The sequence below is a fragment of the Achromobacter sp. MFA1 R4 genome (assembly GCF_900156745.1).
GTDB lineage: Bacteria > Pseudomonadota > Gammaproteobacteria > Burkholderiales > Burkholderiaceae_B > Achromobacter.
Window position 1 is genome coordinate 406,296 of sequence record NZ_LT707065.1, and the last position, 17,377, is coordinate 423,672.

Consider the following 17,377-nt stretch of genomic DNA (forward strand, 5'->3'; position numbering starts at 1 on the left):
GAAGCCTCACTTCACTGCTGCGGCAAGGGCCGAGCAGTTGTTGTTCCACTGGACGGAAACTCGGCGCTCCGGCACGCAGAAGTTGTACTGAGAGTAATCATGGATGTCGGGATACCCCGCGCCGCCCCTGATGTGATAGTTGTTGAAGCGGAATGTGCACTGGTCAATGACCTGTGAATAAACGACAAACCACTCGCCGCAATTGCCGTTTGCACCGCACCGATACCCCTGCGTCATCGCCGTCTGAGCGCCGTAAATCGAGATGCGCTCGGTCTTCGTCCCAAAGTCGGTGACTTCGCACGGATAGTCCATGCCGGCATCTCCGCCGCTGTTGCACGTCTCCCAGTGCGTCCCGATCGGAACGTGGTAGCCCGTCACATCAGCCCAACCTTGCTTCGGATTGACGGTTATCGTCCAATCGGGGGCCTTCGAATTTGCCACCACTCGGACATACTCCGCATCCGGCAGGACCTGGTCATAGTAGATCTGGACCGTGGGTTCCTCGGTGCATGACTTCTCCGCGATCACGTTGGCTTCTGTGCAATTCTCTGTCGCGTATTCGTCGGGCTCCGTCACCACGCGCGTTTCGCAACCCTTTCCAGTCGAGCCGTCCGAGATGGGAGGCGGCCCGAAGTTGCACACCGGATCTAATGGATCATTGCAAGGCTCGACAGTTACGCGTCCGCGATACTCGCCGGCGAGAAAGTTGATTCCCTCGCACTCTTGGTCAAACACCTTCACTTGATCGGATACAGCTTTCTGTCGTTGCTCAGCACTCATTCGATCCCATTGGCCCGGAGCAAGATATGCCTTGGCACTCTCCACTGGATCGAACCCTTCTCGGTCACATGTTCCCCCCGAATACGTCTTGCTCTGGGTGATGCGCCCGACGCCAATGTTCATCATGTCGCCATAGCCTCCCTGGTAGTCGCTCTGCTGCTTGACGTCCTTCTTCGTGAATGGCAGCTGCGAAGCGGTTTCCTCGCTAATCGACGACGTTCCCTCCTGTTGCCGTTGCGCTTTTCCGAACGCAACGCCTGCGTCATGAGCGGCTTGTCCGATCTGAGCATGCGCACCGCAGCTGGCCGCGACCAAGCACGCACCCAGCACAACCTTTCGCATAACGGCCTTTGCTTCCATCACTTCCCCCCGATCGACGAGCTCATGAACGGGCCGCTCTCCATACCCCTGGGCCCATCGAGGGGAGGCTCGCCGTCAGCGCATATGTTCAGTTGAATGCTCGGTAATTGCACATCGACGAGAGTCCCGGCCAAGGTCGGGACGCCACCTTGCCGAATGTCTACCTGGAGCCGTGCACACCCCTCCTGCGCCAACGGACGGACTACCCGGACTTGCACATTGACCGGCTGCGTTGAACGTGTCGCCGCCTTGATGGCAGCAGCGTGCGGGCCGCCCAGTTCGCCAAGAACCTCACCGCTTGGCGCCTTCAAAGCGGAAATCAATAGTTCGGTATCGAGGCCCGGCAATACCTGCTGACTCAACACGGGCGCGTGTACCGCGACGAACGCGGACAACACGAAGGCTCGCGCACAAGTCTTCATCGCTGACCTCCCGGCGGTGCCGCGGCTTCCCTCTGCTTCAAGATCGCCGAGCGCCACGTCCTGGCCGCGTCCGCCACTGCCGGCGATGAGCTACGCCGCTGCATGACATCGAGCGCTGCGACGATGGACAGATCGCCTTCCACCTTACCGTATAGGCTGCGAGGTGAGCAGGAGGACGAAGCGCCTTCAGGGCAGCCCTCCTCCAGTGCGGAGGCTGCCCCAGTGAGCACGACAGTCGGCACGGCGGTCACATTAAACATAGAAAACAGATTGGGATTGATCTCCCATGTGGCGCCTGCGGGATTCACGCTGGCCGCCGCTGTCTGCGTCGCGGAGAGTCGGCTTTCCTTCATGCCCCGCAGCACGAGTGTCGCTCCCGCTTCCTTTGCCTGGGCAGCGAGATTCTCCAAAACGCTTTCGGGTATCGAAAACGACACAAAGACAATGAGGGCATTCTCGGGCACAGCACCATGGCCGCCTTCACCTTGTGCCATTCCCATCGCCCTGCCTTGGGCCCGTTCGAAATCTGCGATAGCTTTGTCAAGGCCCTGCACTCGCGCCCGCGCCTCCTCCACATCGGATCGGTAACGCTGACGTTCAGCTGCCGACGCAGGAGCATCGAAATTCTTCAAAGATGGTGCGAGCTTGGTCCCTTCCTGTCGAAGTGCTTCTTGCGTAGCGCGACGGAAGCTCTCTGTTGTGGCATTCATATCTGCCGCACCCGGCATTTCAAGTTGAATCGCCGGCATATCCTCTGGAACCGAGCCCAGAACCTGCGCTCCTGCGCCTACGTGCAGCGATAGGGCTATAGCCAGGCCGGCATGCGGCGCGAATTTGTGTCCAATCACTTTTTGACTCGCTCAAGAAAAATCGAATAGGTATGGCGGATCAGCCCTGCGCATCACGGCCAGGCGCCCGAGCAGCAGTCCCGTTTCCGAAAAATTCCATAACCGAAATCTCGGTACTTCCCGCTGGGCACTTCGACCCCCTCCTCGGCGAGGAGCGTGGATCGCCCGATGGGGCCGCAGCAAGTGCCATCGATCTTTTTCGTTTGCGGCACAGGCCATAGTCTCTGGAACTTGTATTGGCGCTTATCCATGATTGGCTGCCAGTACCCGGCCTGCGAACAGGAAGCGTCCTCGCCATAGTGCGCGGCCATGGATTTGAACTCGTGCTGCCATGCCAGCATTCGGGTGCTCAACAGCCGCGACGTCGCGTCGTTGCTGACGTGCGGATAGACCCAGCCGGTATAGGGATATATGCTGCCCCATGCGCCAGCAGTCCAGAAAAGCTCCGGTCTCGGAAAGTCCACCAGGGCGGCGACCGCATCAACTGTGCCAGCGGCTATACCCGCCATATTCGCTACAGCGAAAGAGATCGGATTCATCGTGGTCGAAAGCTCCCAGTCGTCATAGGCTGGGTCCACTTCTGCCGGCCACGCCGGGCTGATGCTTCCTTTGGTGAGGCACCCCGCGTCAAGTAGGACATCGAGCACGTACATTAGCGGGTTGGTGTAGCCATGCACCCAACGGAACGTCGAGCGCGACAAGGGGCCGATTCCCGCGGTTTCCTTGTGGCTGGTCATACCAACTTTGTTGTCGTTGATACCCGCGTTCAGTCTTACTCCTCCGAGCAGAGGAAAACACCAAGGAACGGTGGTGACGTCGGTCATGTAGACCATCTCCCAGAACGACGTGGGAACTCCCACCTGAGGCGGGCTCTTGCAGAAGCAGAACGCGTTGTTGAAGCCCGTGTCGAAATCCTCACCGCCGCGCTTGAGAAGGTCCTGCCCAAAGAGCCGAATCGGGTACACGCACGACCAGCAGTAGGCGGTAATCGGATTTGGAAACTCCCCTTCGCAGGTCAGAGAGTCCGCGTTGGCGGACAAGGCGCTACAAGCGAGGGCTACCGCGAAAACGGCTCGCCTGAACGCCCTTCGGAATTGGCTACTCATTTGCCCACCTCATCGGCCTCGTCGGGCGGCATCCCGATTTCGCGAATCTCCAGCACCTTTCCTTGCTGCGACACTAATGCGGGAACGCGGTCGATTCCAAACCGCGTCGTGACAGCGCCGCCCAAATCGAAGTAGACGCGCGTACCCCATTTGCGCATCAGCTCCATGTACGAGCCCCCCACAAGAATCACCTTGTCAGCGGGCGCGGCATCGCGGTGAATACGCGCGAGCTCCACTTGCCGATCGTCCCGTGCGTCTATGAAAAGAAGCCGCTTGGACCACGTCGCGAAATCCAGCGGATTCACCGAGACGCCTGCCGGCACCATGATGGCCCCGTTCTCGTCGTAGACGGTTTCGGTGAATGTCTTCGTCGGATCGAATGTGCGCACTCGATCTTCGGCCGCCGTGGAGATGCCCGGGATTGGAGCCGGGTTCTCGATGCTATCGATGTACTCGTCTCGATACTGCTCTTGGCGCCGCTTCAACTCGCCAGTCCTTTCCATTTCGCGGAGCTTGTCTTTCATCTGCTCGACCCCGTCCTGCTCCTCGATTTCCCATGATCTGCCGTAGTTTCCGAGGTCGTCGGCAAATGCACTGCAAGCCATCGATAGCGTGAGCAGAGCCGCAATTGCATTTAGCGCTGGTGAACGCCGTCCCGGCGCCCCGATTCCGCTTAGTGCTGAGCTTTTGTGATCCATAACGGTCAGCTGCCTTTAAAGGTTTTGTCGCGCTTCATCTTGAAGGCGGTCCACAGCTCTGCGTTATACCATTCTGTGCGTTTTTATTGCACCTACCAATGTTGATTTTTGGTCGCACTGCGTTTTGAAGAGTGACACCGCTGAATGAATGCCACCAGTCACTACTGGGTCGTATAGGGCGTACCTCGCCCACCCAGTACGGGAGAGTCGGCATGTCACAATCGAAATTGGTTCACAACGCGGTAAAAGGTCTGTTCACGCAGGCGCTGCCCGGCTTGGTTCAACAGGCCAGCAGCGACCCGCATTTGATGGACGACGCGATCGAGCTCGCTTTAATGCAGCTCGGTTATGTGGACATGGTGTCTGTGTTCACTTACGCGACGGCGTACGTCATGACGGAGGTCGAACCGTCCGACGTGTATCACCGCATTGCTGCGGAGTACCGGGACGAAGACGCTATGCGCGTCCTCGATCTCCACGTCAACCTGCTCCGGTTCGGAGATGCTCTTTCTTTTCAGGGTCGCCTGGTACACGCGCAGGGGGACTGGGAGGCGGTTGAAGGAATTCCGCTTGAACCGCACCTGGGGGTTTGGCTGAACAGGGCGAAGAACCTGCTTCTTTCTTACTCTGAAGGACGCCTCCAGCTTTTGCTTGCTCCACTGTCGCCCTATCTCGACCTGGTGGTGGACACGTACAAGAGCCATCTTGTGGCCAAAGCAGAGACCTTGCAATGAGAGCGATAGATCTATTCCATCGCCCCACCAATCGTCCTCGCGAGGTGATCATCGACGATCGCGGCTTTGTTCTTCCGATCAGCCGCACTCGGCGTCTTGTCGCCCGAGAGCGTCCAGATTGGGTACACGTTATGCACTCCGAGGACGACGCGAATTACATCGACAGCCTCGCACGGCTCATTCGCGAGAGTGCTTCAATCGCACGAAACTCTGCATCTTCGGGCACCGCCCAGTGCTCCGCGACGCAGTACGAGTTGGATCTCCATTGATCCCGCTAGTTGAGGCCTCTTCATTACGAAGAGGCCTCTTTTTTTTGGGCCGGCAGGCGTACGACTGTAGAGCCCGACAATCATTAACTCGATTGAGACTCCAGTGCGGCGTCTCGATCATCGGCCGCCGCACCCTCGAAATCCGCAATGTATCGGACCACGAACTCGGCAGCGGAGGAAACCGTGGACAGCTTTGTCGCCACGACACGTTGCTCCACATCCCGCGGCACTTCTCCCTCCAAGTACCGGCGATCCACAGATACAACGATGTAGGCACTGCCTAGCCATCGAATCTCCAGCCTCGACCGCCATTCTAGGACGCCAAGCGAACCGTCCAAGCGAAGCGTGTTCGCCTGCCATCTTGATCCGAACTCACGAGAAGTGAGGACCAGACCTCCTAGCTTTATGCGTGCTAGTCGAAAAGCGGCCAGGACCCATGCGCCGTTTTCGGTCGCGCACGGGCCGGTAATAGCCAGCCCGAGGCTACCACTGTCCCTTACCCTATGCGCATAGAAACCAAATCCTTGCCCTGGAGTCGATATCGGATTTACCGCAACTCTGCACGTGCGCCGCCACTCCGCTATTGCCTGCGTTTGTGTGATCGTCAATTTTGCGAGCGGCGGGTCCCCGCTTAGTAGCAGTTCACATTCTTCTGTCATCTTGAATTCGGATCGATTCCGTTCGGACCTGTTTTGAATCAGTTAGCGCGTCTTGTCGGCACCACTTCGTCTGGCAGAGACCCATCAGGCCATCCCAGCGTGTCTAACGTAGGCCACGCCAACTGGACACACACGCGCAGGTCGGCAATCCGCATGGCCTCGTTCCGCGTCACTGGTCGACACAGCTCACCCATGATCTTTGCGTACGCCAGGATCAGCCGCATTGCTTTCTCCGAGTGAACCCTTCGGAGCCGGGCGATAATGTCCTCAGAATGACGCGTGCTCTTGATCAGCCACGCCGAGTACAGGAAAACAGCACGGTCTTCAGACAGTGGGTAGGCCATGCAGCAACTTCTGTCCCAGGGTCAGCATCTCACGTCTTCCGACAGACGTAATCATGGTCTGAAAAACCATTTTCCGTTCGGACTGCAAGTAACGCTCCACGCGCCAGAACCATCCCCGGTGAAAGCCCTCCTCGGTAGGCCTGTTGTGACGGTATGGATCGGCGGATTCCATGAGAAGGCCGTGCGCTCTTAGCGTTGCAAATAACTCAAGTTGCTTCATCTGAAGCTCCGCCGCCACTTCCGCCACGGTAAAGCAATCCCGCTGCTCTTTTGGTGTGCGATCTCGCCGTCGCTTCCATTCTGCGACGGCTGATTCGGTCCAGTAGCGCGTTCCCTTTGCTTGATGCGTCGGCGCCGGAAAAGTTTCGTCCCGAAGTGCGTCTCCAAGCTCTTTGGCTTGGAGACCTGTCGCCTCGCAGACTTCTTGTTTTGAAAGTAGACGCTCCATCTGAATCACCCTCAGGAGAACTGCCACCATGCGCAACCGCCAACCGCGCGCATAAGTTGACGCGAGGAGCCCTGTACCACGATCACACCACTTCGCGTGATGAATGTGCGTCCTTTCGCGTAAGGCAACCAGAGAACCGGACGCGCATGACATGCGTCCGCGACCCCGACAACCTGCGCGATAGGATTTCGCTCAAAAAACCTGCCCGACGCGCGACGCACCTCAGGCCTACCGAAAATGCGTAGCAACCATGACGTGCGCCGAATGCTCTCGTATGACTTCACTTCCACGACCCACCGTTGGCCATGCGCATCGGTAAGTAGAATATCTGCATCGCCGTGGCCCGGTACGGGGACGTTCTTTGTCAGCGTCCAGCCAAGTGGCAACCTGATGGTGAGCCTGCGCGCGGCTGCCCGTTCGATTCTGCGGCCTCGCCAGCTGTAGTACCTACGTCGCACCGCGCGTACGATGACGACATAGCAGCAGACCAGAGCGGCAAAAGCTGCGACAGCAGCCCAGGGGCCCGCCGGCAGGAGCTCAGTCATCGTGTTCCGCCATATTCCGCAGACCTCCAGCCGCTATCGGACCCCGCATTGCTGATCGGACCGAAGCGCTCAACCTGGTGGGGTCGATCACGGTCGCTCTATTGAATATGGCTGCCCCGTAGATGTCAGCCAAAGCCCGGACTTCAGCCGAAAGCGTAACGCCGTCCGATTCGCCAGCTTCCCGCCACGCATTGATCACCGCTTCCAGTTCACTGATTCCAATCGAGCGCATCATCGCCTCTGCTAGTGGAGCTTGGACCCACTTGTAATTCGTTCCCATGAAGGGGAAAAGATCGTCTTAACTTCCACCTCCTGAAGCTGGTACTTTTCCGCAATGGCGTCTATCGCAGCTTGGTGGCCTGCAAATACTCTTGCACGCAGCCGGAACAACGCTTCGCGCGAAAGCAGCCCGGCCTTTTCTAGCGCGTCGGTGTAACCCTCCAACTGATATGTCGAGCAAATCACCCCATGCACGTTCTCCTCCTTTCCCTGCTCCGCCTGAGCTTCGTAGGCGTTCAGCCACGACAAGGCAAGTGAGATCGCAGCTTTGCAGGTCTCCCCCAAGGGTTCCTGCGCGATTGGATAGAAAGCATCTTTGACGCGTCGAATCGCGGTGCGAGGTCGGCCTCGGATGGTCCCATCACCGCTTCCGCACATATGCCAGTCTTGCTCATTTTTCGGCTTTCCCAGCCCGAATACGACATGCAAGAGAGGGATGAAGAAGCACTTCACGCGCTCGCTCTGCCGCATACCTCACCTGCGCGGTAAGTTGCAAAGGCCGCGTCGACGGCTCGATGAGCCGCCCAGGAGTCACGACAAGCTGAGCTCCCTCTTTTTGATCAGGCATCCTATTCTCCTTCTGTCCGTCAGCACGACCCGCCAGTTACCTTGAACTTCCACCAGCCAAGGCTTTTCTCTGCGCCGCCCAACCAATCCACGACTAGCCCCTCCCGACCGAGCGCCCCCCGGTCCAACCGGCTCGCGGCAGTCTGCAACGGGTAAAGGCCAAGCTGTCGGGATGCAGTGGCACTAAGATCCTGATCGTCCACGTGCCAACAGAAGCCCTCCGCATTTGCGAGCACGATGGCCTGCGCTGCATCATCACTCGTGATGGGAAGCAGCTGTTCACTGCATGCAGGCCAGAGCTTGCGAAGAAGGTCACGGGAGATGATTGGGAGCAGCGAGCCGCTTCGAGCCATGAGTCTCATTGTCCGGAGCCTCCAGTCAGTGCCCGCAAGCGACGAAGCTCCGAGCTCAGCACCGCAAGAGCCGCGTACTTATCTGGCACCGACTGGGGAACCAAGAAAGTAGTCGCCACCAGTTCATCGGCGGCAAACTCGGCCATCGCGACTTCTCTCGACGCGAAAGTACCTTTCTGGATGTTCGCAGCCACCGGGGAGTTTTCGAGCGCCCGAACCTCCCGGGCTAGTATCGAAAGGGCGCGGTACTTTTTACCTCCGCCGCCGAGTGCGTCAGTCCCGCCACCGACGGGAGGAAGTTGCTCGGCAAGCTCAAGTGCACGCTCAACCGACATTCCAAGCAAGTGACAAACTAGGTTGGTCCCTGCTTTCGAAGCCCTCGGGGTAAGCACTCGGCGAGGGCTAAGCACTTCCGAGCTCCCCAATCGGAACGCAGAACCCAGCCGCTTCGGCTTGAGCAGCGTGAGCACGCAAAATGGCCACTTCAACCGTCCCCCCCTTCCCGTACGCGGGATATTGGTTGTTGTCTCCAGCCAGATTGACCGGCCGAACCTCCCACTCTCCGCTCTCCATAGGCGCCAGAGTGACCCCACCCTGGAACCCGGCAAGAAAGGCGAGTGCCGCCAACACCTCGCAATCGGAGGTCTGCTGCCCTCCCGCCCGCCCGCATGTTGTGCGTTGGCTTTCCATGGTCATATGAGCGTCCTTTACCGCTATTGGCCCGAGCTGGTCACTACCGCGGCGCTGAGGATATGCGCGTCGGCGAAACGCTTGGTGAACGTCAGGCGCTCATGCTTGCCTTCGCGGCCCGTTTCCCCGTGGAACACTGCGACGGCCTCCCGGCGGAGATGGCAATTGTCCGGTTGGGTGGCCTGAGTTCCGTAACCCACGAACACGGCACGGCGTCCCGAAGGCAATGTGATTGGCAATTCAGCGTTCATAGCTCTCTCCAGTGCTGACAAAAAAACTGCTTTTCCGGTGCCGCAGCCACGGGCGACGGCACGAAAAAAACAGCTTTACTGTGCGGCCTTCACCCGGTTGCTCGCGTTTAGCCACGCGTCGAGGTCGGCCGGAGCCAAGGCGCCTGGCTTCGTGGATCCGTCCATTCCGATGAGATACGGGGTGCCCTGGATGTTCAGCTTGCGCCCCAGTTCCACGTTGCGCGCCACCGGGTTGTCGCACTGACCGGCGTTGTCAGGCTGAGCGCCACGAGCCATGTAGGCGTCATAGGCCGCCCCGCGCTCGGACTCTCCAGCACACCAGATCTTCCGGGCCACGAGATTCGCATTGGGGTGAAGGGAGTCCAGGGGAAACAGGAAGGTGTAGATGGTGACGTTTCCAACCTGGGCGAACGCCTGTTCCAGGCGCTGGCAGTACGGGCAATCCGGATCGGTGAACAGTGCGACCTTTCTCTCGCCCTTCCCGATCACGCGAGCGAACGCATCCTGCATCGGCAGCGTATCCATCGCCACCTTCGTCAGCTCAGCCCGACGGGGCGACGTGAGATCTGCACGGCCCACCATGTCGTAGAGATTCCCGAAAAGGAAGTAGCGGCCGGTCTGCTCCACGTACACGAGATTCTTGCCCCACACGACCTCGAATATTCCGGGCACGGGCGATTCCGTCACAGTGCCGAGCGGGGAACCCGGGTACTTGGCTTCCAGCGTCGCGCGCACCTGGTCAGCGGCGGGCGACGCAGCTGCGGCGCCCCCGAGTAGAGAAGCAACGAGCGTGATGCTCGCGCGAAGTCCAAATCGTTTTCCCACGTCCTGTTCCTATGGAGTAATAGACATTTAGCAATATTATTGCGATGAGCGCATTTTATCCATACCCCGCGATGTCAATTTTTGCATGCCACCGGACGATGTGCGTCACCTCGCCGCAATAGGTCATTACTCGCCACGGCGAGCACATAGGAGTGGGAATCATGAGTGAAACAGTCGATTTCGACGGACTGAAGCAAAAGCTCCCTGTTGCCGCGTTCTTTGAACAGGTAATGGGACTGAAGGCGAAAGCGATGCACTCGGACTCCATTAGGTTCTCCGGGTGCCCTGCTTGCGGTCTGGGACCTCCAGAGTCGGTGAGGACGAGTGTCAAAACAACCGGTGGAAAAACCCGTTGGCATTGCTTTCGCTGTGAAGAGGGCGGCGACGTCATCGACGCCGCGGCCTTCTATTGGCAGCTTGAGGTGCCCGAAGCGGCGCGGCGACTCGCGGGTGGACTACCTTCGATGGGTAGCACCATTCGCAAGTGGCACATCCGCGCAACCGAGGCCAAATCCAAGGAGACTCCACGCGATGAAGCCGCCTTGCGCGAGGTATTCGCGCATATTCGGGGGAGCAAGTTGCCTCCGGACGGTCGAGTGATGGAGTACCTTGCCGGCCGCGGCATCACCGCTGATGTAGCAAAGGAAGCGATCAAGCGAGGTGTGCTGGCCACATTGCCGGGTAATCCGGCACGTGCAAAGGAATGGCTGTTCGACGTTGTCGGGCACGAACTTCTGGTCAAGAGCGGAATGTTGAGACCTGATTCCAAGGTCCCAGCTATCTGCTATCGGCCGCTGGCCTGCTTCACCCATAACGCGCGTTCCGCTGAGTTCCGATTGATTCGGAAGCCCCAGAGCGCAGAGGAGGTGAAGCTGCTTTTCTACGGCCCCATGTTTCCCTACTTTTGGGCGAACGAAGGCTCGAACGACTACACCATCGTTGAGGGTCCAATCGACTTGCTGTCGTCGATTGTTTTGGGCACGAAGAAGAACGTAATCGGCGTTCCTGGCGCGGGCCGTTGGCGTCCTGAGTGGTTCAAGAACCTTTCGGGGAAGTCAGTCCTTCTGGCTGTCGACGGTGATGAAGCTGGCCAGCGTGCTGTGCATAAGGCCAACGGCCTTCTGAAGGTCATGACCGACGTCGGGGCCAACGTGAGCGTGCTCACTTATCCCGAACCGTTCACGTCGGTCACACCGGAAGAAGACTGGGATGTAAATGGCTTTCTCCAATGGAAGTTGTCTCAGCTGCAACAGCAGCAAAGGAACTCATCATGCGGCGAACCCAGTACCCGATAGTGAGCAACATGCCAGCCGACTATGCCAAATTCCGATTTGACGTTAGGGTTGGCTATGCGGTCTACGTGCGGAAAGACCATCAGGCCGCAATCGCCTTCTCAGGGCGAAAGAGAAAGCCTGACTTTCACCGCGCGTACCAAAGCGCCGAAGCAATGCGTCTTGACGTCGACGCCTATGTCGAGGAAATGGAACGCAAGGCAAAGGTTGCCGCCGCAAAGCTGGAGCATGCGACTTCGAACCAAGTCGGAGACATCTACCAGGCTGTTTGGGGAAGATCGACGACAGACGTGGATTACTACCAGGTAGTGTCCATATCGGGAAAGTCGCTTTTGTGGCTTCGACCGCTGATCAAACGCCCAGGCAAACGAGGCACACATCCTTGGGTGCCTGTTCCTGGCATGTACACTGCGCCCCCGGTACGGAGGCGTGTAAGTACTGACGGGAGGGTAAAGATCGACGACGTGACCATCGCGCACAAGCTTTGGCCGGCAGATAAGCCCCGATCCTCCGTAGTTCCGAGACCGGTGCTGTATCGCGTATAAGCCAGCAAACCCTATTCCTTTTGGAATAGGGTTTTTTTTTACCCGGGCCTTCCCACTCACCGCGCGGGAAGATCAGAAGAGGCGATACCTCGTCCTTTTAGCGGTGCCAACGCATCCGCCAGCTTCCGATCGAACCGTTCGGCGCCAAGGCGGAGCTCGCAGAGGACCTCTTCCAGTAGCAGGTCAAACTCGTCGACCTCCGGATGCGGTTCCTGCCAAGGCTCTTCATGGTCGTCGTGGTCGAGATCACCACATCCCAACGGGCAGCAGTCCGGATCAATTCCGTGTGTGCAATAGCCACACTCAGCCAGTTCAATTTGAACCTGTGCCAACTCCCCCGCCGCGAGGTAGCCGAAAGGCACGGCAACAGAAATCGCGAGCGACTTCATCTCGCCAGGAAGCCCAACAATGTGCTCTTCGACGGCTGCACTGAATCGTTGCTGGTACAGGTCATAGCTCAGTCCGCATCCGGCATGGGCCATCGCCTGGAGTGATTCACAACGCGCCTCCCATGTCGCGACGTCGAGGTTGACCATGTCCGTCATTGCGCCCCCTGACCGGCAATTCGACTTTCCGCCTCGAAAGCAAGGGCCCGCAGAGCGGCATGCTCCAGGTCTGAGTACGTGAGCTCTATCCCCATAAAGAGCGATCGAGTCGCGCCGCTCTGCGCCCCCAGGTCATGAAACACATCCCCAGGCCCGCGCATCGCAGCATCGCGAACCGCTAGACTAAACCCGTCGGCGCACTCTTCAAGCAGACGGAGCCGGTCAAGGCTCGCCTGTTTAATCTCGCCGTCCAGAAGCATGAAAAAGTAGCCCTTTCCGCCCGTGCGAGCGAGACGCCCCCGCAACTGGTGCAGCTGTGTGACGCCGAATCGTTCGGGATGAACCACGACCATACAAACCAGCGACGGCAGCGTCACCCCGACTTCAATTAGCGTTGTACTGACGAGCAGATCGATCTCTTTCTCTCTCATCCGTTTGAGAACCTCATCTTTCTCCTCGTCCTTCATTCTCCCGTGCACGAATCCAAGGCGGTCGCTGAAATGTGCGGGAAACCGACGAAACGCCGAGGTGCCGCTTGCCTGGTCGTCGTCTCCGTCCACCAATGGGTAGATCAACGCAGCCTGGCCGCCCTTCGCAATCAAGTCCTTCACAAACGCTGATAGCTGTTGGGCCTTTTCCCTATCCACCAATCGCGTCCGGACAAGCTTGGTGACTGGAACCTCTCGCAACTCCGACACGTCCATCCCGGCCAACCCTACCAGCGCCACGGTGCGAGGAATCGCCGTCGCAGTGACTTCCAGTAGATTCGTGGACGGACCGACCAAGGCGGCACGCTGAGCCGTCGAGAACTTCTGCTGTTCGTCAACAATCACGAGGTCGAACGCTCTGCCGCCCTTCTTTGCCCACGAGATGATCGCGGTCGTCCCAATCACCAACGCGTCATCTACGTCCTTGGGCTTGGCGCCAGCGATCATGCACACCGCCTTAATGTGCGGAAAGAATGCAACGCACTCGGAGTGGACCTGGGCGGCCAAGGGGCGACTCGGACACACTATTGCCACGCGGGCGCCAACCTCGCTGGCAGCTGCGGCGATAACCAGATACACCGCAGTCTTGCCTGTCCCAACATCACCCGACAGCAGCCGTGCCATGGCCAGGTTCGAACTCAAATCGTCCATGATGTGCTTTACCGCCCGCCGCTGGTCCTTCGTCATAGGATAGGGCACCATCTTTATCAACTCGGCCAGTCTTTCCACAGTCAAGACAATTCGAGATTTCGGCTGATTGGTGCGTTCACGGTTCGCGCCAACCTTCCAGGCAATCGCGGCGAGCGATAAGGCACGGGCTGCGGCCAACGATTGGGTGGCGTCGGCGAGGGAATCGGGCCAGTGTAGTAGCCTGATCAGACTCTCCGCAGGCATGTCAATCGTCGCCCGTATGGCGTCGGCATCCATGCCTGTTCGCTGCGACAGAAGGGCGACCGCACCCGGGATCCCGTCTGGGCCAACGCTATGCACCGCTAACCGGATCTTGTCACCTCCTAACACCCCCTGCTTTCCTCGATAGAACGGCCGTACGCCCCCTCTTGCGTCCGCAGCGATAAAAGACGGATTGACCATGGAAGCGCGCCCGTGCGACGACCTCAGTACACCTGCAACGAAGATATCATCGCCCGGCATCACTGTCCGCCAATTCGCCATATCACCGTAGCAGTGGAAATCTGCCTCGCTACCGGCCGAGTCCGAAGCCCTTACGAACACTCGCGCAGCTTCCATGCTTTCCCGGTCGACCGGCCGCCCGCCCTGGGTCATGAAGACAATGGAAATGCAGGCCACCAAGACATATGACTCGCTGCCTTGGTTTGCCACGGGCAGGATGGTGGATGGCTGCCTGTAGTCGTGATATCCCGCCGGCGCGATGAGCAATGCTGCTTCTCGGGAATCGACCCCCGCTTTGGCCAAAGACTTCCAGAGAGCGTCAAGGTGATTAACCGCAGTCGCGTTCATTCGGCCTCCTGTGTGGTTGAGCGTTGGCCCGCTTCGACGGCCGCCTTTTTGCGATGCTGCTGGGCTTCCAGGGCCTGCATCACGACTCGGCTCATGTCCGCCGACGCTGTCGGATCAAGCGCGGCTAGGCCAAGCGGGCGACGCCCAGGCTTGGATGGGCCACCTTTCTTGGACTTTCCTGACGCCACTTCTTCGGCGACAAACTGGAGCAACGCCTCTTCCTCCGCCTCCTCTTCGAGGTCGGCCATGGCATCGGCGAGCGCTCGCTGCGCATCGCGATCAGTTGGCCGCGCGTTCCCGGATTCGGACTCGTGCGGCGGTGTCAATTGGTCAGGTGCGCCATTCTCTGTCGGGCAGTCAGCGCTCAGGCCAGTCGGTGCCCCGAACGCAGCGGCGTTCTTCTCCTGGATCCAGAATTCCGATGGCGGCACAGGCAGGTGGTAGAACGACGCGGCCTTTATCACGGCTGTGGCGACGTGGTCGGCTAAGTAGGTCAACCGTCCCAGCTCGGCCATCGTCGGTGGCGGCGAATGCATGACAATGGCCGGCGCGAAATCTGTAATGTGCTTTGTTGTCTTCCCGTGGTAGAGCCCAACGCTATACATTGGGAGGTGCGGCGAGAAGGACACGCTCCGATGCTCGGCATACAAAAGCCCACGGTCATAGAGGGCGGCTAGGATCGCGCAAGTGATTTTGTACCGATCAGGCCCGCTAGAGATGGTCTCACCAAGCTTTTTGAGAACCAGATTCCGCAAGTCATGTTCGCGGATGAAGATCTTTCCCTCGTGTTTCTGGCCAATCCGTACGGATGCATCTTTCTCCGGGTCTCCCGTGCCGTTGATTCGACCCGGCTCGCAAAGAATCGAGACCAGCGCCTCCCATACTTGGTCCGCGTCATAATCGTCGACCTCTTGATCTTGGCTTGCGCTCACGCCGGTCTCTTCGGTGCCCACGGCCCGATCGGCAGCTACCAGAATTCCCATTAGCGCGGCAGCACGGTCATCGACTGGAAGACCGTACTTGTCGATAGGAAAGTCACTCGGATGATGGTAATGAGCCAGCGCAACGCTCAGCGCCTCGCGATCGTGGTCTGGCAGTTCCCAGTACTCCGGCATCCTGGACAGTAACCGCGGTGCAAGCACGTCATGCACCACGCCTTTGTCATCATCATGGCTGGTGTTTCCAGCTTCCTCCGCGTTGGCGACGATATCGCCTTTCGCAGAGACTCGGTACACGAGAAGCTTGCCGATGTCATGCGCCATTCCTATAACAGCGATGAGCGGGTCTTGCGGCAAGAGCTTGTAGGCGGGGTCTTTCTTATCCAAGACTTTGAACGTCTTTCGACGACGCGCTTTTACATACACGCCCGAATACTCGAAGCCTGGCGCGAGTTCCAACGCCTTGACGGCTACTGCCGCGCAATGCTCGTGCAGCCGCCTGGATGCATGTCCGCCACGTCGATGCGATGCTGGGTAGTGCTTGTGCGCGCAGTATGTGTCCCATACCGCCAAAAGGAGGTTATGGTGTGCCGGCCAGGTGGCTTTCGCCTGCGCCATCCACACATCCAGTGCCGGAGGCAGCGCCAACCGTTCTTTTCGCGGATCTCGGATTCTCGGTAGAGCATTGAAAGAGGTTGGGACTTCACCAATCGAGCACTCAATTCCCAATAGTGCCGTGGGCTGGATACGAGACCGGGCCAGCTCCCGCTGGACGAAAATTACGGCGGCGACAGTCGCCGACGACGCGAGGATGACGAGCAGCGAAGTGCGCCAGTCAAATTCCTCTGTGGCGAGGTAGGAAAGCACTCCCAGGGGGTTGTCTCCGAACTCAACGATGGTGAGCAGGACCCACCAGAACAGCGTTACGCGCGCAATGCGGAAAGGCAGTTTGTTATTTGCGCCAAGGGCCATAGCCTCAACTCCCCTTTTTGCTTAGGTCCCCGGGTTCCAAGGTGCGGGAGAAGTCAAACGGCGTGTACTTCGCCCTTCCCAGTAGCCATCTGCGCGCGAATCTGACCGCCTTGAAATGCTCATGATCTGGCAGCCCAAATTGCTTCGCCAACTCGCTGGCCTGGTCCTCATTGGCGATCCCTTTACCGACTTGTCCAATGATCCAGTACCCGGCCGCCATAGCGTTATCAGGCTTCGTGCCAACGCCTCTCTGGTACAGGTACACAAGCGCATCAATCGCATCCGGATAGTTCATGGAGGCAGCCTTGCGCATCGCAATGAAGCCCTGTTTCTCACGGCCAGTGTCCAGAAGCAGACGAGCATGCAGGTATGTCCCGTACGAGCTCTTCCATTTCGCCGCGCGCTCCGACCATTCCAGTGCCTCGGCCGTGCGCCCTTGCGAAAACAACAGACTCGCAGCCATCGCGGCCGCGGGGCCGATCCCGTCAGCTTGTTGATAGGCCGTCAGCGCTTCGCGCGGATCCGCTGGCACGCCGCGCCCTTCCTTGAGCAGGACACCGAGGTTGTAGGCCGCAAGCGGCACCTTCTTCTTGGCTTCCAAGAAATAGGAGGCCGCACGTGCGCTGTCACGGGGCACACCGATACCGTTGTCGAAGGCGTATCCGAGGATTGCCTTGGCTTCCGGATTGCCACGCCGAGCCATAAGGCCAAGGCGGTCCAGCGCCTCCCGGTCGCCCGACATGTGTGCGGACCAAAGCTTGGCCGCGTCTCCCCTCGCCCCAAGTCCGTCATTGCCTATGCGAAACGCGCTTTTCACGCCGTCCGTCAGCGCCTCCATCACCCCACTGGAGGCATGAACTGACGCCGGTGCCGATAAGCAGACCGTCACCAGGGCCATTGCAGCGAGTTTCTCTTTTCGGCACGACATTCAGGCTCTCAC

16 protein-coding genes are annotated in these 17,377 nt (G+C 59.0%); 2 read left to right on the forward strand and 14 right to left on the reverse strand.

Annotated elements, in window-relative coordinates; genetic code table 11:
• Positions 1-6 precede the first annotated feature (6 nt).
• From BXA00_RS01795 to traW, 4 genes are all read right to left on the reverse strand, one after another.
• A complete protein-coding gene (locus tag BXA00_RS01795) occupies positions 7-1,140 on the reverse strand; it encodes a hypothetical protein (RefSeq protein ID WP_076515710.1) in 1,134 nt (377 codons plus the stop codon).
• A gap of 418 nt (positions 1,141-1,558) precedes the next feature.
• Positions 1,559-2,311 (reverse strand): type-F conjugative transfer system pilin assembly protein TrbC, encoded by a 753-nt coding sequence (gene trbC, locus BXA00_RS01805; RefSeq protein WP_083714138.1) that lies wholly within the window; start codon positions 2,309-2,311, stop codon positions 1,559-1,561.
• 152 nt (positions 2,312-2,463) lie between these two features.
• Complete coding sequence (locus BXA00_RS01810) at positions 2,464-3,516, reverse strand: TraU family protein (RefSeq protein WP_054470987.1); 1,053 nt, start codon at positions 3,514-3,516, stop codon at positions 2,464-2,466.
• The gene (traW, locus tag BXA00_RS01815; RefSeq protein ID WP_076515715.1) at positions 3,513-4,214 is read right to left on the reverse strand and encodes a type-F conjugative transfer system protein TraW; all 702 of its coding nucleotides are present in this window, start codon (positions 4,212-4,214) and stop codon (positions 3,513-3,515) included. Before traW ends, BXA00_RS01810 begins: the two co-directional genes overlap by 4 nt.
• A 212-nt stretch (positions 4,215-4,426) precedes the next feature.
• Here traW and BXA00_RS01820 point away from each other — a divergent pair, with 212 nt between their 5' ends.
• Positions 4,427-4,948, forward strand: a complete 522-nt coding sequence (locus BXA00_RS01820) for a hypothetical protein (RefSeq protein ID WP_076515716.1) — start codon at positions 4,427-4,429, stop codon at positions 4,946-4,948.
• 1,252 nt (positions 4,949-6,200) lie between these two features.
• Here BXA00_RS01820 and BXA00_RS28520 read toward each other — a convergent pair.
• The 6 genes from BXA00_RS28520 to BXA00_RS01860 all read right to left on the reverse strand — a co-directional run bounded on the left by BXA00_RS28520 (position 6,201) and on the right by BXA00_RS01860 (position 10,178).
• Positions 6,201-6,698, reverse strand: a complete 498-nt coding sequence (locus BXA00_RS28520) for a phage antirepressor KilAC domain-containing protein (RefSeq protein ID WP_172805842.1) — start codon at positions 6,696-6,698, stop codon at positions 6,201-6,203.
• Positions 6,680-7,213: an NERD domain-containing protein gene (locus BXA00_RS29465; RefSeq protein ID WP_076515722.1), complete on the reverse strand. Its 534-nt coding sequence runs from the start codon at positions 7,211-7,213 to the stop codon at positions 6,680-6,682. The genes BXA00_RS28520 and BXA00_RS29465 overlap by 19 nt, the downstream gene beginning before the upstream one ends.
• Complete coding sequence (locus BXA00_RS29470; protein WP_083714140.1) at positions 7,206-7,493, reverse strand: DUF3717 domain-containing protein; 288 nt, start codon at positions 7,491-7,493, stop codon at positions 7,206-7,208. Before BXA00_RS29470 ends, BXA00_RS29465 begins: the two co-directional genes overlap by 8 nt.
• The gene (locus BXA00_RS28655) at positions 7,457-7,963 is read right to left on the reverse strand and encodes a hypothetical protein (protein WP_076515726.1); all 507 of its coding nucleotides are present in this window, start codon (positions 7,961-7,963) and stop codon (positions 7,457-7,459) included. The genes BXA00_RS29470 and BXA00_RS28655 overlap by 37 nt, the downstream gene beginning before the upstream one ends.
• Positions 7,964-9,125: 1,162 nt before the next feature.
• Positions 9,126-9,353: a hypothetical protein gene (locus tag BXA00_RS01855; protein ID WP_076515730.1), complete on the reverse strand. Its 228-nt coding sequence runs from the start codon at positions 9,351-9,353 to the stop codon at positions 9,126-9,128.
• A gap of 75 nt (positions 9,354-9,428) precedes the next feature.
• The gene (locus BXA00_RS01860; protein ID WP_076515731.1) at positions 9,429-10,178 is read right to left on the reverse strand and encodes a DsbC family protein; all 750 of its coding nucleotides are present in this window, start codon (positions 10,176-10,178) and stop codon (positions 9,429-9,431) included.
• Positions 10,179-10,339: 161 nt separating this feature from the next.
• Here BXA00_RS01860 and BXA00_RS01865 point away from each other — a divergent pair, with 161 nt between their 5' ends.
• Complete coding sequence (locus BXA00_RS01865; protein ID WP_076515734.1) at positions 10,340-11,473, forward strand: toprim domain-containing protein; 1,134 nt, start codon at positions 10,340-10,342, stop codon at positions 11,471-11,473.
• Between the two features lie 598 nt (positions 11,474-12,071).
• On the opposite strand, the gene BXA00_RS01870 is transcribed toward BXA00_RS01865, so the two are convergent.
• From BXA00_RS01870 to BXA00_RS01885, 4 genes are read right to left on the reverse strand one after another with little or no spacing between them, the layout of a single operon-like run.
• Entirely contained in the window at positions 12,072-12,560 is a 489-nt protein-coding gene (locus tag BXA00_RS01870; RefSeq protein ID WP_076515736.1) for a hypothetical protein, read from the reverse strand.
• Positions 12,557-14,527, reverse strand: a complete 1,971-nt coding sequence (locus BXA00_RS01875) for a DEAD/DEAH box helicase (RefSeq protein WP_076515737.1) — start codon at positions 14,525-14,527, stop codon at positions 12,557-12,559. The genes BXA00_RS01870 and BXA00_RS01875 overlap by 4 nt, the downstream gene beginning before the upstream one ends.
• Positions 14,524-16,437 carry a hypothetical protein gene (locus BXA00_RS01880; RefSeq protein ID WP_076515739.1) on the reverse strand — a complete coding sequence of 638 codons (1,914 nt, stop codon included), beginning with the start codon at positions 16,435-16,437 and terminating at the stop codon, positions 14,524-14,526. Before BXA00_RS01880 ends, BXA00_RS01875 begins: the two co-directional genes overlap by 4 nt.
• Positions 16,438-16,441: 4 nt before the next feature.
• On the reverse strand, positions 16,442-17,335 hold the full coding sequence (locus tag BXA00_RS01885) for a tetratricopeptide repeat protein (RefSeq protein WP_076515741.1): 894 nt from the start codon (positions 17,333-17,335) through the stop codon (positions 16,442-16,444).
• Positions 17,336-17,377 lie beyond the last annotated feature (42 nt).